This window comes from Microbacterium sp. MMO-35 (genome assembly GCF_037147555.1).
Classification (GTDB): domain Bacteria; phylum Actinomycetota; class Actinomycetes; order Actinomycetales; family Microbacteriaceae; genus Microbacterium.
In genome coordinates this window covers 41,136-55,844 of sequence record NZ_JBBCVH010000002.1, presented here as the reverse complement: position 1 = coordinate 55,844, position 14,709 = coordinate 41,136, and the positions used below count along the sequence as shown (strand labels likewise).

Annotated in this window: 15 protein-coding genes and 1 tRNA gene; 6 read left to right on the top strand and 10 right to left on the bottom strand. The window is 69.4% G+C overall.

What is annotated here, in order from left to right:
* The first annotated feature begins 16 nt into the window (after positions 1–16).
* Complete coding sequence (locus tag WFJ01_RS03555) at positions 17–265, top strand: acyl carrier protein (RefSeq protein ID WP_045270633.1); 249 nt, start codon at positions 17–19, stop codon at positions 263–265.
* 79 nt (positions 266–344) lie between these two features.
* Complete coding sequence (locus WFJ01_RS03550; protein WP_336628230.1) at positions 345–1,586, top strand: beta-ketoacyl-[acyl-carrier-protein] synthase family protein; 1,242 nt, start codon at positions 345–347, stop codon at positions 1,584–1,586.
* A 257-nt stretch (positions 1,587–1,843) separates the two neighbouring features.
* Here WFJ01_RS03550 and WFJ01_RS03545 read toward each other — a convergent pair whose 3' ends face one another.
* Together WFJ01_RS03545 and WFJ01_RS03540 are read right to left on the bottom strand one after the other, a co-directional pair.
* Complete coding sequence (locus WFJ01_RS03545; protein WP_233309964.1) at positions 1,844–2,347, bottom strand: DUF3145 domain-containing protein; 504 nt, start codon at positions 2,345–2,347, stop codon at positions 1,844–1,846.
* Between the two features lie 205 nt (positions 2,348–2,552).
* Entirely contained in the window at positions 2,553–3,326 is a 774-nt protein-coding gene (locus WFJ01_RS03540) for a hypothetical protein (protein WP_251439486.1), read from the bottom strand.
* Between the two features lie 171 nt (positions 3,327–3,497).
* Here WFJ01_RS03540 and WFJ01_RS03535 point away from each other — a divergent pair, with 171 nt between their 5' ends.
* Together WFJ01_RS03535 and WFJ01_RS03530 are read left to right on the top strand one after the other, a co-directional pair.
* Complete coding sequence (locus WFJ01_RS03535; protein WP_336628229.1) at positions 3,498–5,498, top strand: DUF262 domain-containing protein; 2,001 nt, start codon at positions 3,498–3,500, stop codon at positions 5,496–5,498.
* Positions 5,498–6,760, top strand: a complete 1,263-nt coding sequence (locus WFJ01_RS03530) for an alpha/beta fold hydrolase (RefSeq protein WP_336628228.1) — start codon at positions 5,498–5,500, stop codon at positions 6,758–6,760. Before WFJ01_RS03535 ends, WFJ01_RS03530 begins: the two co-directional genes overlap by 1 nt.
* Positions 6,761–6,772: 12 nt before the next feature.
* Here WFJ01_RS03530 and WFJ01_RS03525 read toward each other — a convergent pair whose 3' ends face one another.
* Both WFJ01_RS03525 and WFJ01_RS03520 read right to left on the bottom strand, forming a co-directional pair.
* Complete coding sequence (locus tag WFJ01_RS03525) at positions 6,773–7,297, bottom strand: SRPBCC domain-containing protein (RefSeq protein ID WP_251439481.1); 525 nt, start codon at positions 7,295–7,297, stop codon at positions 6,773–6,775.
* Positions 7,294–7,611, bottom strand: a complete 318-nt coding sequence (locus WFJ01_RS03520; RefSeq protein ID WP_251439479.1) for an ArsR/SmtB family transcription factor — start codon at positions 7,609–7,611, stop codon at positions 7,294–7,296. Before WFJ01_RS03520 ends, WFJ01_RS03525 begins: the two co-directional genes overlap by 4 nt.
* Positions 7,612–7,761: 150 nt before the next feature.
* Here WFJ01_RS03520 and WFJ01_RS03515 point away from each other — a divergent pair, with 150 nt between their 5' ends.
* Entirely contained in the window at positions 7,762–7,968 is a 207-nt protein-coding gene (locus tag WFJ01_RS03515; protein ID WP_336628227.1) for a CsbD family protein, read from the top strand.
* A 65-nt stretch (positions 7,969–8,033) separates the two neighbouring features.
* Here WFJ01_RS03515 and WFJ01_RS03510 read toward each other — a convergent pair whose 3' ends face one another.
* The 5 genes from WFJ01_RS03510 to WFJ01_RS03490 form a co-directional block, all read right to left on the bottom strand.
* On the bottom strand, positions 8,034–9,827 hold the full coding sequence (locus WFJ01_RS03510) for an alpha/beta fold hydrolase (RefSeq protein ID WP_336628226.1): 1,794 nt from the start codon (positions 9,825–9,827) through the stop codon (positions 8,034–8,036).
* Positions 9,824–10,423 carry a TetR/AcrR family transcriptional regulator gene (locus WFJ01_RS03505; protein ID WP_336628225.1) on the bottom strand — a complete coding sequence of 200 codons (600 nt, stop codon included), beginning with the start codon at positions 10,421–10,423 and terminating at the stop codon, positions 9,824–9,826. The genes WFJ01_RS03510 and WFJ01_RS03505 overlap by 4 nt, the downstream gene beginning before the upstream one ends.
* 58 nt (positions 10,424–10,481) lie before the next feature.
* Positions 10,482–10,555, bottom strand: a tRNA-Ile gene (locus tag WFJ01_RS03500).
* Between the two features lie 45 nt (positions 10,556–10,600).
* On the bottom strand, positions 10,601–11,128 hold the full coding sequence (locus WFJ01_RS03495) for a gamma carbonic anhydrase family protein (RefSeq protein ID WP_295032441.1): 528 nt from the start codon (positions 11,126–11,128) through the stop codon (positions 10,601–10,603).
* A 35-nt stretch (positions 11,129–11,163) separates the two neighbouring features.
* On the bottom strand, positions 11,164–13,269 hold the full coding sequence (locus tag WFJ01_RS03490) for an acyltransferase family protein (protein WP_336628224.1): 2,106 nt from the start codon (positions 13,267–13,269) through the stop codon (positions 11,164–11,166).
* 205 nt (positions 13,270–13,474) lie between these two features.
* Here WFJ01_RS03490 and WFJ01_RS03485 point away from each other — a divergent pair, with 205 nt between their 5' ends.
* Positions 13,475–13,960: a Dps family protein gene (locus WFJ01_RS03485; RefSeq protein ID WP_251439471.1), complete on the top strand. Its 486-nt coding sequence runs from the start codon at positions 13,475–13,477 to the stop codon at positions 13,958–13,960.
* 36 nt (positions 13,961–13,996) lie between these two features.
* Here the strand turns inward: WFJ01_RS03485 and WFJ01_RS03480 are convergent, their stop codons facing one another.
* Positions 13,997–14,668, bottom strand: coding sequence for a response regulator transcription factor (locus tag WFJ01_RS03480; protein WP_336628223.1), 672 nt, complete (start codon positions 14,666–14,668; stop codon positions 13,997–13,999).
* Between the last annotated feature and the right edge of the window lie 41 nt (positions 14,669–14,709).

Below are 14,709 nucleotides of genomic sequence, written 5' to 3'. Positions count from 1 at the left end.
ATAGAAAGAGGAAATCATGGCTTTCAGCAACGACGAGGTCCTCGCCGGCCTGGCAGAGCTCATCACCGACGAGACCGGCATCGACGCCTCGGAGGTCGCTCTGGAGAAGTCCTTCACCGACGACCTGGACATCGACTCCATCTCGATGATGACGATCGTCGTCAACGCCGAGGAGAAGTTCGGCGTCACCATCCCCGACGACGAGGTCAAGAACCTCAAGACCGTCGGTGACGCCGTGAGCTTCATCGTCGCCGGCCAGGAGTGACACCCGCGGATGCCACCCCCGCTCTCCGCGGGGCGTGGCATCCTCCTCTCCCCCACCCGATTCCCAGAAGGAACCACGCATGACCAAGCGCATCGTCGTCACCGGCATCGGCGCCACGTCCGCCCTGGGCGGCAGCGCCCCGGAGAACTGGGCGAACCTGCTCGCGGGCGTGTCCGGTACGCACACCCTGACGCACGACTGGATCGAGACCTACCAGATCCCGGTCACCTTCGCCGCCGAGGCGTCCGTCCGGCCCGAGGAGGTCCTGCCGCGGCACGAGGCCAAGCGTCTCGACCCGTCCGTGCAGTTCGCCCTGATCGCGGCCCGCGAGGCCTGGGAGGACGCGGGTGCGCCCGAAGTCGCCCCGGAGCGCCTCGGAGTCGACTGGGCCACCGGCATCGGCGGCCTGTGGACGCTGCTGGACGCCTGGGACACGCTGCGCGAGAAGGGACCGCGCCGGGTCATGCCCCTCACGGTCCCGATGCTCATGCCCAACGCCGGCGCCGGCAACCTCTCGCTCCAGTTCGGCGCGAAGGCCTACGCCCGCTCCGTGGTCAGCGCCTGCGCCTCCAGCACGGAGTCGATCGCGAACGCCTTCGACCACCTGCAGGAGGGCCTGGCCGATGTCGTGATCGCCGGTGGTGCGGAGTCCGCGATCCACCCGATCACGATGGCCTCCTTCGCCTCCGCCCAGGCGCTCTCCCGCCGCAACGACGACCCCGAGCACGCCTCGCGCCCCGGCGCGATCGACCGCGACGGATTCGTCATGGGCGAGGGCGGCGCCGCGCTCGTGCTCGAGACGCTCGAGCACGCACTGGCCCGCGGCGCCAAGATCTACGCCGAGATCGTGGGCGGCGGAGTGTCCGCCGACGCGCACCACATCACCGCGAACGACCCGACCGGCGCCGGCGCCACCCGTGCGGTCGAGCAGGCGCTCGCCCAGGCGGGCGCCACGCCGGACGAGGTCACCCACATCAACGCGCACGCCACGTCCACTCCGGTCGGCGACCCGAACGAGTACGAGGCGCTGAAGAACGTCTTCGGCGACCGGATCACCGAGATCCCGGTCTCGGCGACCAAGGCGTCCACCGGGCACCTGCTCGGCGGCACCGGTGCGCTCGAGGCCGTGTTCACGATCCTCGCCCTGCGCGACCGCGTCGCCCCGCCGACGATCAACATGACCGAGCCGGATCCGGCCGTCCCGTTCAAGCTGTCCGGCGAGCCTCAGCCGCTCGGCGACGGCCCGCAGCTCGCGATCAGCAACTCCTTCGGGTTCGGCGGTCACAACGCCGTCGTCGCGATCCGCTCCTACGACGGCTGACGCCGACTCCCACGAGAATCGCCCCGGTCGCTTCCTCATCGAAGCGGTCGGGGCGATTCTCGTTCTGTTCGGTTGTGCTGTTCTGTTATCTCTCCGGTTGCGGATCGGGGATTCGCTTTCTCGGTCTCCGGGTCCTCTCTCTCCGACTCCCGATAGTCGCGCCTCCTCCGATCCTCGTCCCTTCGTGTCGCGCTTCCTCCGTGGGGAGGAGCGCGACACGAGTCCTTCTGTCTCAGCCGTCCCGCCGGCGAAGCGGCTCAGCCCACTTTGTGGAGCCACACGACGCGGGCGTCGTCGCTCGCGTGCCGGAAGGGCTCGAGCTCCTCGTCCCACGCCGACCCGAGCGCGACGTCGAGCTCGCGCTGCAGCTCGATCGGGCTGCCGGCCGCGATCTCCATCGCGTAGCGGATGCGGTCCTCGCCCACGACGATGTTGCCCGCCGCGTCGGTCTGCGCGTAGTGCACGCCGAGGTCCGGCGTGTGCAGCCAGCGGCCGCCATCGCTGCGCGGTGTCGGATCCTCGGTCACCTCGAAGCGCAGGTGCTCCCAGCCGCGGATCGCGGTCGCGAGAGCGGCGCCGGTGCCGACGGGTCCGTCCCAGTAGAACTCCGCCCTGCGGGCGCCGTCGAGGACGGGCTGCTCCGACCACTCGAAGTTGACGGCGCGCCCGATAGCGCGTCCGACCGCCCATTCCAGGTGCGGGCAGAGCGCGCGCGGTGCGGAGTGGATGTACACCACTCCGCGTGCTTGTGCTGTCGCCATGGTCTTTCTCCGTTTCATCAGGTGCGTCTTCCCCTACGACCTGATCCGCGAAGCATGGCGGTATGCGGTTATGCGCCCATTCTCACCGATACCCAGCGAAATCACAAGCATGTAACTCATTGCGAAAAGGAAACGACCCCCGGCGCGTCGACGCCGGGGGTCGTGGTACAGGAGCCCTGCGACGGGCTCCGGCGAGTCAGGAGGCTCAGGCCTCGCTCATCGCGATCTTCTCCTGCTGGCCCTTGGCGGCGTAGTACGCGGCGCGGGCGGCGTCGCGACGGGCCTGCTCCTCGTAGCCGGCGTCGAGGATCTCCTGTGCGACCTCGTAGTTCTCCACGTCCTGGGTGCCGTGGTACTTCTCGATGTAGGCATCGAGCTCGGGGCCGGAGGTCCACGAGGTGATGAGGCAGTAGCGCGGCTCGGTGCCGTTGTGGGTGGCCGCGTGCCAGAGGCGCTGCGTGTCCACGATCAGCTGCGCGCCGGCCGGGAGCGCGATGCGGTACTCGACGCTCGGGTCGGTGCGGTTCTCACGCAGGACGAAGTAGCTGTCCTTGTCGTCGGTGAGGTTGAAGAAGCCGCGCACGACCCAGCCGGTGCCGTCGGGGTTCAGACGGTTGTTGTCGTCCTGGTGCAGGTTGTAGAGGCACTCGCCGTAGGGCGTGGGCTGCAGCTCGATGACGCGGCAGCGGCCGACGTTCGCGCCCGGCTCCTGCGCGCGGCGCGTGAGGTTCGGCGCCTTGGACGTCTGCTCGTCGATCCAGACGCCGTCCTTGTCCGTGCGCGGGGGCACGTGATTCCAGAAGCCGTTGCACTCGATCTCGCCCTTGGCGGATGCGAGCGGCGCGAAACGGGTGTCGCCCGACGACTTCCAGTCGTTGTACTCGATGTCGAGCCACTCCTTGGGGTCGAGCTCCTGGTTGTAGCTGTCGAGGACGACGAAGCCCTTGTCCTCGAGGGCGGCGGACTTGATGTATGCCATGAGCGAGTCATGTCCTTTCATAAGGGGCCAGCACGTTTTAACAGGCCCTTCTTAGGACAGCCTAACAGCGGCCCTCAGACGCCCCCGGGGACCGAGCCGTGAATATCCGGCGCCCTCCGGCCGCTGAATAGACTGGGTACGCAGCCCGGATCCGAGGAGAAGCACAGCAGCATGAGCACGGCCACGAACGTCGAAGCAACCGCAGTCTCTACGATCGAGTGGCTCTCCTCCCCCGCGACCACGATCGTCGTCCCCGTCTATCAGCGGCAGTACCGCTGGGACATCGGCGGCTGCGAGAAGCTCCTGACCGACATCCGCTCCGTCGCGGACGAGGACGACGCCCACCGCCACTTCATCGGATCCATCCTCTCCGCCGAGGACGACGCTCACGCGGAGGCCGACCTCATCCTCATCGACGGGCAGCAGCGCATCACCACGCTGATGCTGCTCATCGCCGCCCTGCACCACACGGTGCGGGAGACCGATCCGGCCCTCGCGGCCGAGCTCGAGCGCGTCCTGGTGCGTCCCGGCGACTCCGGACGCACCAAGCTGCGACCGCATGAGGCCTGGGCGGGTCTCTTCGAGTCGGTCGTGCTCGATCGGCGCGCTCCGGGACAGCAGGAGTCCCGCTTCGACGACAACTACGCCTTCTTCCGCTCCCAGGTGCACGCCGACGAGGCTCCCCGGATCTGGCGGGGCCTGCAGAAGCTCGAGCACGTCGCGATCACCCTCGGCGCGGCGGCCAGCGCTCAGCAGATCTTCGAGAGCCTGAACTCCACCGGCGAACCGCTGCGCGACCACGAGCTGATCCACAACTACGTGCTCATGGGCCTGTCGCACTCCGAGCAGCAGCAGGTCGAGGACGAGTTCTGGCTGCCGATCGAGCGCCGCACCGGCCAGGCCATCGGAGCCTTCTGGCGGCACTACCTGATCATGACGACGGGACGCGAGGTCGCCGTCGCCGGCGAGCACGGCGTCTACAGCGCGTTCCGCCACGAGTTCCCGCGGCCCGATCTCGAGACGCTCCGGGCACAGGCGAGCGTGTGGCGCGAGTACGCGGAGATCTACGGCGTGCTGCTGGATCCGGCGAGGGAGCCGGATCCGGAGGTCCGCCGGCAGCTCGCGTACGTGAACACCTTCGGCCGCGCGACCTATCCGCTCGTCATGAGCGCCTATCGGGACCACCGGCACGGTCTCATCACGAAGGACGAGCTCATCCGCACCCTGGAGCGCATCCAGTCCCTGCTGCTGCGCCGCGCCGTGGTCGGCGTTCCCACCGACCGGCTGATCGCCCGCCTCTGCCGCGCCAGAGCCGAGGGACCGGACGAACTGCTGAAGGCGTTCGCGCGGATCACCCCCTCGGACGAGCGCATCAGGGTCGCCCTGAAGTTCGCGGATCTCCCGCATGCGCTCTACGTGCTGGGCCGTCTCGAGGGGCTCGCGGACCCGGAGGGATACGACGTCGAGTACGTGGTGCCCCCGGCCCCGCACAACAACTGGTCCGGCGACGGCGTTCGCCTCTGGAGCGAGTACACCGAGGACGAGCAGAACAGCCATCGCGCGCTTGCGTCGACGCTCGGCAACCTCACGCTGATCGAGGAGTCGCTGGCCGAGCGCGTCTTCGGCGACTCCTTCCCCAGCAAGCGCGAGGCGTACCGTCGAAGCCGGATCCCCGGCACGTCCGCACTCGCCGAGCGCGACGCGTGGGGCACCGCCGCGATCTCGCAGCGCACCGCGGCGCTGACGGATGCGTTCCTGAGCATCTGGCGGCGCCCGGCCGTCACCGAGATCGACGACGACGGCCTCACGCCGATCCTCGACGCGGTGCGCCGTCGCGGCTGGCCGGCCGGCTGGGAGCGCGAGTTCGAGTATGTCGAGTATCGCGGAGAGCGCTGGGACGTGCCCGATGTGAAGTACCTGTTCAACCGCGTCTTCCGCCGCGGATGGACGGACACCCGCGAAGCCCTCGAGGCCTTCAACGCCCGCAACGGCGGCCCGATCTACGCCGAGAAGGCCTGGAACGGCGCCTGGGATCAGCTCGACGAGGGCCATTTCCTCTACATGGGGTGGGACTCGAAATACATGATGAGTGCGGTGCAGGGCCTCTTGGAGGAGTCGGGTCTCGCCGCCGAAGTGTTCGTGAAGTACTCCTACATCGGGAATGTGATGTGATGACGATCTCTGCCGCCCCTGTCCTTCGCCGCCGCATGATGGACCTGTCCATCGAAGAGCACACGCTCACCGTGCCGCTGGTGTGGTCCGATCCCGCGGACACCCGCACGATCGACGTGTTCGCCTCCGTGGTGACCCGAACGGGCGGGGAGTCGCTGCCGTACCTCGTGTTCCTGCAGGGCGGCCCCGGCCACGAGGCGCCCCGCGCCTTGCACGCGCCGGCCGGCCCCGCCTGGCTCGACCAGGCGCTGGAGCACTACCGCGTCGTCCTGATCGACCAGCGCGGCACCGGACGATCGACCCCGGTGTCCGACGGCATCCTCGACCGCGGTGCCGAGGCCGTCGCCGAGCACCTCACCCACCTGCGCGCCGATGCCATCGTGCGCGACTGCGAGGCCCTGCGCGCGCACCTGGGCGCCGACCGCTGGAACGTGCTCGGACAGTCCTTCGGCGGGTTCACGACACTGGCCTACCTATCGGCCGCCGCCTCTTCGATCGACGCCGCTTATCTCACCGGCGGGCTCAGCACGGTCACCCGCACCCCGGACGAGGTCTACGCGCTCTGCTACGACAAGATGCGCGACGCGTCCGAGCGCTACTACCGGCGCTTCCCCGAGCATCGGGATCGCATGCGTCGCCTCGTCGACCTCGCGGCAGCGGGCGGGATCGTGCTGCCCGACGGCGAGGTCGTCTCGCCCTCGCGCCTGCGCTCGGTGGGCTCGGCGCTGGGCACCGACGACGGCTGGCAGACGCTCTGGCAGCTGCTCGAGCTCGCCCCCGACACCAATGCGTTCCGGTACGACCTCGCCGCAGCCATGCCGTTCGACGGGCGCAACCCGCTCTACTTCGTCTTCCACGAGTCCAGCTACGCGAACGGCCACGTGACCGGCTGGTCCGCGGAGCGGGTGGAGCCCGCCGACTTCGTCGAGGACGTCACGCTGTTCACCGGCGAGCACATCCGCCGGGAGTGGACCGAGACGGTCCCCGCGTTCCGTCCGTGGCGCGACGTGTCCCTGGCCCTGGCACAGCATGAATGGCCGGAGATCTACGCGCCCGAAGCCCTCGTCGCGTCGGAGGCCAACGGCGCTGCGGCGGTGTACGTCAACGACCCGTACGTGCCCCTGGAGTACTCGCTGGAGACGGCCGGACTGCTGCCCGGAGTGCGCCTGTGGGTGACGAGCGAGCACGAGCACAACGGGCTGCGCTCCGGCCCCGTGCTCGAGCACCTCATCGGACTCGCGCAGGACCGCCGCACACGCTGACCCGCCGCACCCTCAGACGCCCCGGGACGATGCGTAGACGGGGAGGAGGTCCCGCCAGCGGGCCTGCCAGGCCGCGGCGGGCGCCTCCGCCGACCAGCCGTCCGGATGGGCGCCTGCGGGGTCGCGCAGCGAACGGGCGAGATCCTCGAGGTGCACCTGCCAGCCGGCCGCGTGGAAATGCAGCACGCCGGACCCCAATCCGCGCTCCTCCACGATCAGTCGCGACTGCGTGCCCTCCTCCTGCAACCAGGCCTCGATCACGGTCTCCTCCTCAGTGCCCGGCTGCTGCGTGAGCAGGAGATGCCGAGGGGCATCGCACACCTCGATCCGCATGCGGCCGGTCCAGGTACTGGTGAAGGTGGCCTCCAGCATGCCTCCGGGTCTCAGGTCCCCCGTCACCTGAACGATCCAGCGCGCGAGTCGCGCCGGATCGGTGCAGGCCCGCCACAGGTCCTCGAGATCGGTGTCGTACACCTCCTCGACGCGGATACCGCCGTGAGCGTCGTCGATGTCCCACATCATCCCGGTGTCCATCATGCGTCGTCCCTCTTCCCTCGTGCGATCTCGGTGTGCAGCGCGTCGAGCCGCTGGACCCACAGGTCGCGATAGTCGGCGAGCCACTCGTCGATACCGGAGAGCGCCTCCGGACGCAGGCGGTAGATCCGCCGCTGCGCGTCCTGCCGCACGTCGACCAGACCCGCCTCACGCAGCACGCGCAGGTGCCGGGAGACGCCGGGCCGCGCGATGGGCAGAGCATCGGCGAGCTCGCCCGCCGTGGCCTCATGATCACGCAGGATCCCGAGCACCACCCGTCGACTCGGGTCGGCGAGGGCCTGCAGCACGGCATCCATGACCGACAATGTACCTGATCAGTTACGTAACAACAAGGGTAATCAGTGCCGCCCCTTGTAGCGACCGGCCGACGCCTCGTCAACCCCGTCGACCTGCCGGCGGCCGCCTGCGAGTCTGTGCTCATCGACCCGCAGGAGAGGAGCAGGCCCATGAGCGCTGCAGACCACATGAAGAACACCGCCGAGAAGCTGACGGGAAAGGCCAAGGAGGCGACCGGCAAGGTCACCGACAACGAGAAGCTCGAGAACGAGGGCAAGCTGGACCAGGCCAAGGCCGACCTCAAGGAGGCCGGCGAGAACCTCAAGGACGACGCGAAGAGGGCCGGCGAGCACCTCAAGGATGCCACGGAACGCTGACGCGGCGCCGGGCCGCCCCACCGGGACCCGGAGGGAGCACGGCGGGGCGGCCCCGGTCGGGTCGGCTACATCACGGCGGTCTCGGACACCCCCGCCAGCAGGCCGGCGACCTCCTGACCGTGGGTCAGCTGCGGGTGGTGCCCGGCGCCCGCCACCGAGATCAACTCGGCGTTCGGACGTGATGCGACATGGTCTGCCGTGCCCGGATCCAGCGGATCCTCGCTTCCGGCGATGATGCGGATCGGTCCGTCGAAATGCTCGAGCGCGTCCCGGAGGGCGGCACGCCACCGGGCCGAGCCGGCAAGCGCCAGCTGAGAGGCCACCCCCATCGCGCCCGTGCGCCTGAGGTCGCTCACCGTCGATTCGAGCGCTGTCGATCCGGTGAGCCGAAGCGACAGCCGCGCCGGGTCGACACGCCGCAGGTAGCTGCGGATGAGCGGTCGCATGCGCACCGAGAGCCCGGCCCGCGGTTGAAGGAAGAACGGTGCGACCAGCGTGAGCGACGCGACGCGGTGTGGAAAGTGCTGCGCCGCGACGACGGCTGCAGCCGCACCCAGGGAGTGCCCGATCAGCTCGACGGGCTCCTCCCCCAGCACCCCCGGCAGCCACCGGATCCAATCCCGCACCCCGGTTCCGCCGCTCAGGCCGAGGCCCGGAAGGTCGACGGCCCGCGCGCCGATGGCCGAGGCGACGTAGGCCCATGTGTCGGCGTTCACGGGCAGCCCCGGCAGGATCAGCCGATGCGATCCCACCTGCCCGAGCTCGAACGTCCTCAGTCCGCCGCCGCCGACGATCCGCCGGTCGTCCGCTGTCGCGCGTCCGAAGCGGTGCGCCGCCAGGTGGTCGGCCCAGCGCTCGAGAGAGACCAGGACGTCCGGCATGACGATGCCGCGCTCCGCGGCCAGCGCGAGCGCCGGCGCCGTCGGGTATCGATCGTCCGAGAGGAAGCCGAGCGTCTCGGGATCCGCCTTGGTGATCTGCCGCGGAAGTCTCTTGATGACGTTGACGGGGACCCGCAATCTCGGAACCCTCGCGCCGAGGTGTCGACCGACGTGCGTGAGCAGGTCCGCCAGTGGGGGTGTTGCATCGTCGAGCACCCAGAGGGCCTTGCCCGCCGCCGCCGGATCGATCGCCGCTGCCGCCATGAACGCCGCCAGATAGTCGACGGTGAGGACGGGGAGGAACGTGTCCCGGCCTGCTGGCAGGGCGGTGGCGGTCCCGTCCCAGACCTGCTCGATCGTCGCAGCCAGGCCGATGTGCTGATCGGCCTCCCCCGTCGAGCTGTCACCGATCACGCTCGCCGGGTTGACGATGGTCCACGGGATCCCGCGCTCCAGGACGGCGGCGTGGAACACGGCATCGGATTCGACCTTCGAGGCCTCGTAGCCGCCGAGTTCCCGATACACGCGGGCGCGGTGCTCCTCCGGCCAGGGGACGGTCGTCGGGTCCTGACCTCCCACCCGGTAGCCCGAGATGTGGACGACGCGCTGCAGCTCGGGGAGCCGCTCGGCGAAATCGATCAGCTTCTCGACGATGCCGACGTTCGCGTGGCGGGCCTCCGCCGCGGGCATGCCGAACCGATAGGACCCTGCGCAGTTGTGGATCTCCGTCACGCAGCGGAACGCCGCGGCCCCGCCGGCGAGGATCTCCGGGGCGTCGAAGTCGACGATCGTCGTCTCGATGGCCCGGGTCAGACCGTGCTCCCTCAGCCATCGCTCGACGCGCGCACCGGATTCGGCGCTGCGGACGGCCGCTGTGACGGCCGCACCTGACTCGGCGAGGGTGAGGATCAGGTGACGGCCGACCAGGCCCGAAGCGCCGAAGACGAGCGCGTGACGCGGTGCCGCCGACGCGGTCATCGTGCATCCCCCTTCTGCGGGAGGCGCTGCTCGAGCAGGGCGGCGATCACGTCGGCCGCCGCGGACAGCGGCTCGGTGGTCTTCATCGCCCGAGAGACGATGACGGCACCCTCGATCGTCGAGACCACGAAGGTCGCCAGGGTGCGCGCCTCCTCAGCGCCGGCACCGCCGGATTCGAGAAGGGCTGCGATCGGGCCGATCCACGAAGCGAAGGCTGCTGCGCACGCCCGGCGCAGCCGCTCGCTCTCCGCACCCATCTCGAGGGTGACGACGGAGACCGGGCACCCCAGGCGGAAGTCACTGCCGCCGACGATGCTCGACAACGCCTCGATCGCCGTCCGGGCCGCGGCGGGAACGCTTCCCGCGGAGTCGACGGCCTCGGCGATCAGCGCCCCGAACTGCGCGGCGGCAAGCTCGACGGCCGCGACCCCCAGCCCTTCCTTCCCCTCGGGGAAGTGGAAGTAGACCGATCCCTTCGGAGCCGATGCGTGGTCGATCACGGCACTCAAGCCCGTTCCGCTGTATCCGCTCGTCTGGATGAGTTCGAGCATCGACTCTGCGAGCCGCGCCTTGGTCAGTTCTCCTTTGGTAGCCATGTTTCGATTATATAGACCGGTCGCCATATTTTTTGCATTCAGGAGAAGGTGAGCAACGTGGGGCGGGCGGGACTTGAACCCGCGATCGTTGGGTTATGAGCCCACTGCCTTCACCAGCTTGGCCACCGCCCCGCACAGTCGAGACTACCGGGCGCCGGCGACGTCGTGCGCGCGGCGTTAGAGCGGACGCGCCTCGCGGTGCTGGGTCGAGTGCTCGCGGTAGATCCGCGCGTTCCGGCGCAGACCTTCCCGCTCCTCGGCAGTGAGCGCACGGCGCACCTTGGCGGGAACGCCCGCCACCATCGACCCGTCCGGCACCTCCGTGCCGCCCAGCACGAGCGCGCCGCCCGCGATGAGACACTCGGATCCGATGATCGCACCGCTCAGCACCACGGCCCCCATGCCGATCAGCGATCCGTCCCCGATCGTGCAGCCGTGCACCACAGCGTTGTGCCCGATCGAGACGTCGTCGCCGATCAGGACGCCGTGCCCTGCGTCGACGTGCACCGAGACGTTGTCCTGCGCGTTGCTGCCCGCTCCGATCCTGATCTCCGCGGAGTCCGCGCGCAGCACCGCGTTGTACCAGACGCTCGAGCCCTCGCCGAGGGTCACCGCGCCGATGATCTTCGCCCCCGAGGCGAGGAACGCCGACGGGTCGATGACGGGGGTGCGATCGGGCAGGGACAGGATCGTGGCGTCGCTCATACCGCGACCCTATCCGTCCCGCCGGGGACCGGCCGTCAGCCGATCCCCATCGCCGCCTTCAACGCCGCCGTGTACTGCGGGGCGAGCGAGTTGGCGAACGTCACCGTGATGTGGTCCTGATCGCGGTAGATGTTCGCCCCGCCCACGACCGCCCGGCAGGTCTCGTCGTCGCAGAACACCTTCGTGAAGTCGAGGAGGGTGACGTCCTTCTGCCCCGCCGCAGCCTCGCGCAGCGGATCCTTCTCGGTCAGCAGGTCGGATCGCGCTCCGTCGCAGGCGCTCTGCGCCCGCGTGCGCAGGCACTTGTTCGGGTCGGTCTCCCACACCGGGTTGTCGACCACTGTGATCACCGGCGTGCCCTGGGACGTCTGCGTCGCCCACGCCTCCCGATAGCCGGCCACCGCGGCGTCGTAGGACGAGGCGTGCTCCCCCGCCGCATAGGGCGTGGTGGAGAGCGCCGCCGTGAAGATCGCGTCGAAGTGCTTGCCCTCGAGCTGCTTGGCCACGGCGGCCCGGTACTGCGTGCAGGCATCGCCGAAGGCGCCTCCGGTGGACAGCGGCGTGGTGTTCCACGGGCACGCGCCCTTGAAGTAGGTGGTGAGATGCCACCCCTCCTTCTCGGCGATGCCCTGGAACGTCGTCAGCAGCTGGTAGGCGTGGCTGTCGCCGATGAGTGCGATCTGCTTGGCCTTCGGATCCTTGGATCCGAACTCGCACGAGACCGGGCGGGCATCGTTGAGCTGCACGAAGCACTGCGACTGCTCGGGGCGATCCACGCCGGCGAATCCGGGCGCGGGCAGGATCTGGTCGGTCTTCTTCCCTGCGCAGGACTCGTCGAGGATCACCGCGGCGCCGAAGCAGGCCGGCGGGTTGGCCCGGAGCTCGGCGATCGCCTGCACCCCCTGCTGGTAGGTGCCCGCGTTCGCGGCCCACCCGGCGCCGGCCGTGCCCGCGACGATCACCATGGCGGCCAGCGATGCCCACAGCGAGAGCCGGGGCTTGCGGGAGGTCAGGGGCTTCCACATCCGCGTCGGATCCTCCACGAACTTCTTCGTGAGCCAGGCGAGCAGGAAGCAGATGCCGACGAGCGCCACGCGGTGATAGATCGAGAGGCCCCAGAACGGCACCGACGGCGCAATGATGATGAGCGGCCAGTGCCACAGATACAGGCTGTAGGAGATGTCGCCGGTGAAGCGCATCGGGCGGATCGCCAGGATGCGGGTCGGATACCACCAGCGCTCCGTGTTCGAGGCGGCGATGATCGCCGCCGCCGCAAGGGTCGGGATCGCGGCCATGTAGCCCGGGAACGGGGTCTGACCGTCGAAGCGGTAGATGACGACGAGCAATACGATGATGCCGCCCCAGCCCAGGATGAAGCTGCCGATCGCGTTGCTCACGCGCAGACGCGGCACGAGCGCGATCACCGCGCCCACACCGAACTGCCACATGCGCCCGAAGGTCACGAAGTACGCCGGTGCGGGATTCGTGGCCGTGAACCACACGCAGAACGCGAACGACGCCACCGAGACGACGCCGATCGCGATCGCGGCCGCACGCAGCCGCGAGCCGCGGAAGTACTTCACCGCGATCCATGCCGCGAGGAGCATGATCAGCGGCCAGAGCACGTAGAACTGCTCCTCCAGCGAGAGCGACCAGTAGTGCTGCACCATGGTCGGGTCGCCCGAGTGCGCGAGGTAGTCGGCGGAGTTCAGCGCCAGGAACCAGTTCTCCACGTAGAACGTCGAGGCGACGATCTCCTGCAGCTCGGCGGGGAGCTGGGACAGCGGCGAGAGCACGGGGATCGCCGCCACGATCGCGCAGAACAGCAGCACGAGCAGCGACGCGGGCAGCAGACGCCGTGCGCGCCGCGCCCAGAACTGGCCGAGGTTCACCCGGCCTGTGGCGTTCAGCTCGCGTGCCAGGTGCGCCGTGATGAGGAAGCCGGAGATCACGAAGAAGATGTCGACGCCGACGTACCCGCCGCTCAGCCGTCCCGGCCAGAAGTGATACAGAACGACGGCCAGCACCGCGATCGCGCGCAGCCCCTGCACATGGGGGATGAAGTTCGATCCGACCTTCTGCGCGGCGGACGTTCGGGTACGACGCAGGGCCGCACGAGAGGAGGTACCAGCTGATGCCACCTGACGAAGGTATCCCGGATCTGTCCGCACTCCCGTCCTCCACGCGGTGCGCACCGGGATCCACAGGAAAGGCTAGCCTTGCCGAATTGCCATGTGATCTGCGAGTTAGCGTTGCCTCAGCTTGCTTGCGGAACATTCTGAGCTGAGTAGCGTTGGGGTCAAGACATCAGCAGGCACGGATCCGAACGATCACCGAGGAGACATCATGAGCAACGCCGAGACCATCACCGCAACGTCCGTCGACCCGACCGTCGCCGCCGGCGCCGCGCAGTTCCTCACCCCGGTCGTGCTCGGCCTGCAGGCGCTCACCCTGAACGGCAAGCAGGCGCACTGGCACGTGCGCGGCGCGAACTTCGTCGGCGTGCACGAGCTGCTCGACGTGATCGTCGACCACGCCGGCGACTTCGCCGACACCGCCGCCGAGCGCATCGTCGCCCTGGGGCTGCCGATCGACGCCCGCGCCGCGGTCGTCGCCGAGAAGGCCGGGGCCACTCAGGTCCCCGCCGGCTTCACGCGCTCGGACGACCTCGTCCGCGCCGTGATCGCCGACATCGACGCGATCCTCGTGAACGTGAAGGCCGCCGTCGAGGGCCTCGACGAGATCGACCTCACCAGCCAGGACGTCGCCATCGAGATCCAGCGCGGTCTCGAGAAGGACCGCTGGTTCCTGGTCTCGCACGTCGCGGCCTGACGCACCACCGCACCTCGCGGACGACCCCCGCCCCGCTCAGGGACGGGGGTCGTTCTGCACATAGGCGAGCACCGCCAGCACGCGCCGGTGGGCGGTGCCGGAGTCCTCCAGGCCGAGCTTCGCGAAGATCGCCGAGATGTTCTTCTCCACGGCGCCCACGCCGATGCCCATCTGCCCGGCGATCGCCACGTTGCTGCGCCCCTCCGCCATCGACTCGAGGACCTCGCGTTCGCGCGGGGTGAGCGCACCGAGCGGATCCGGCCCCGTCCGCATCAGCTGCTGCACCACGCGCGGATCGAGCACCGTGCCCCCGCGGCCGACCTGGCGCACCGCCGCGGAGAGCTCCTCCAGCGACGTCACCCGGTCCTTCAGCAGGTATCCCACGCCGCCCTCCCCCGCGCCGAGCAGCTCACGGGCGTAGACGCCCTCGACGTACTGGCTCAGCACCAGGACGCCCACCTCCGGCAGCGTCGCCCGCAGCGCGAGCGCCGCACGGATGCCCTCGTCGCGGAAGGTCGGCGGCATCCGCACGTCGAGGACGGCCACCTGCGCGCCGGCGTCGCGCGTGCGGGCGACCACGTCCTCGGCGTCGACGAACGCGCCCGCCGTTTCGAACCCGGCCTCGGCGAACAGCCGCACCAGGCCCTCGCGCAGGAGGATCGAGTCCTCGAAGAGGATCACGCGCAGCGGAGTCTCCTGATCGGTCACGCCCTTCAGACTAGAGGGCGTCCGGGACGGCTCCGCCGCAC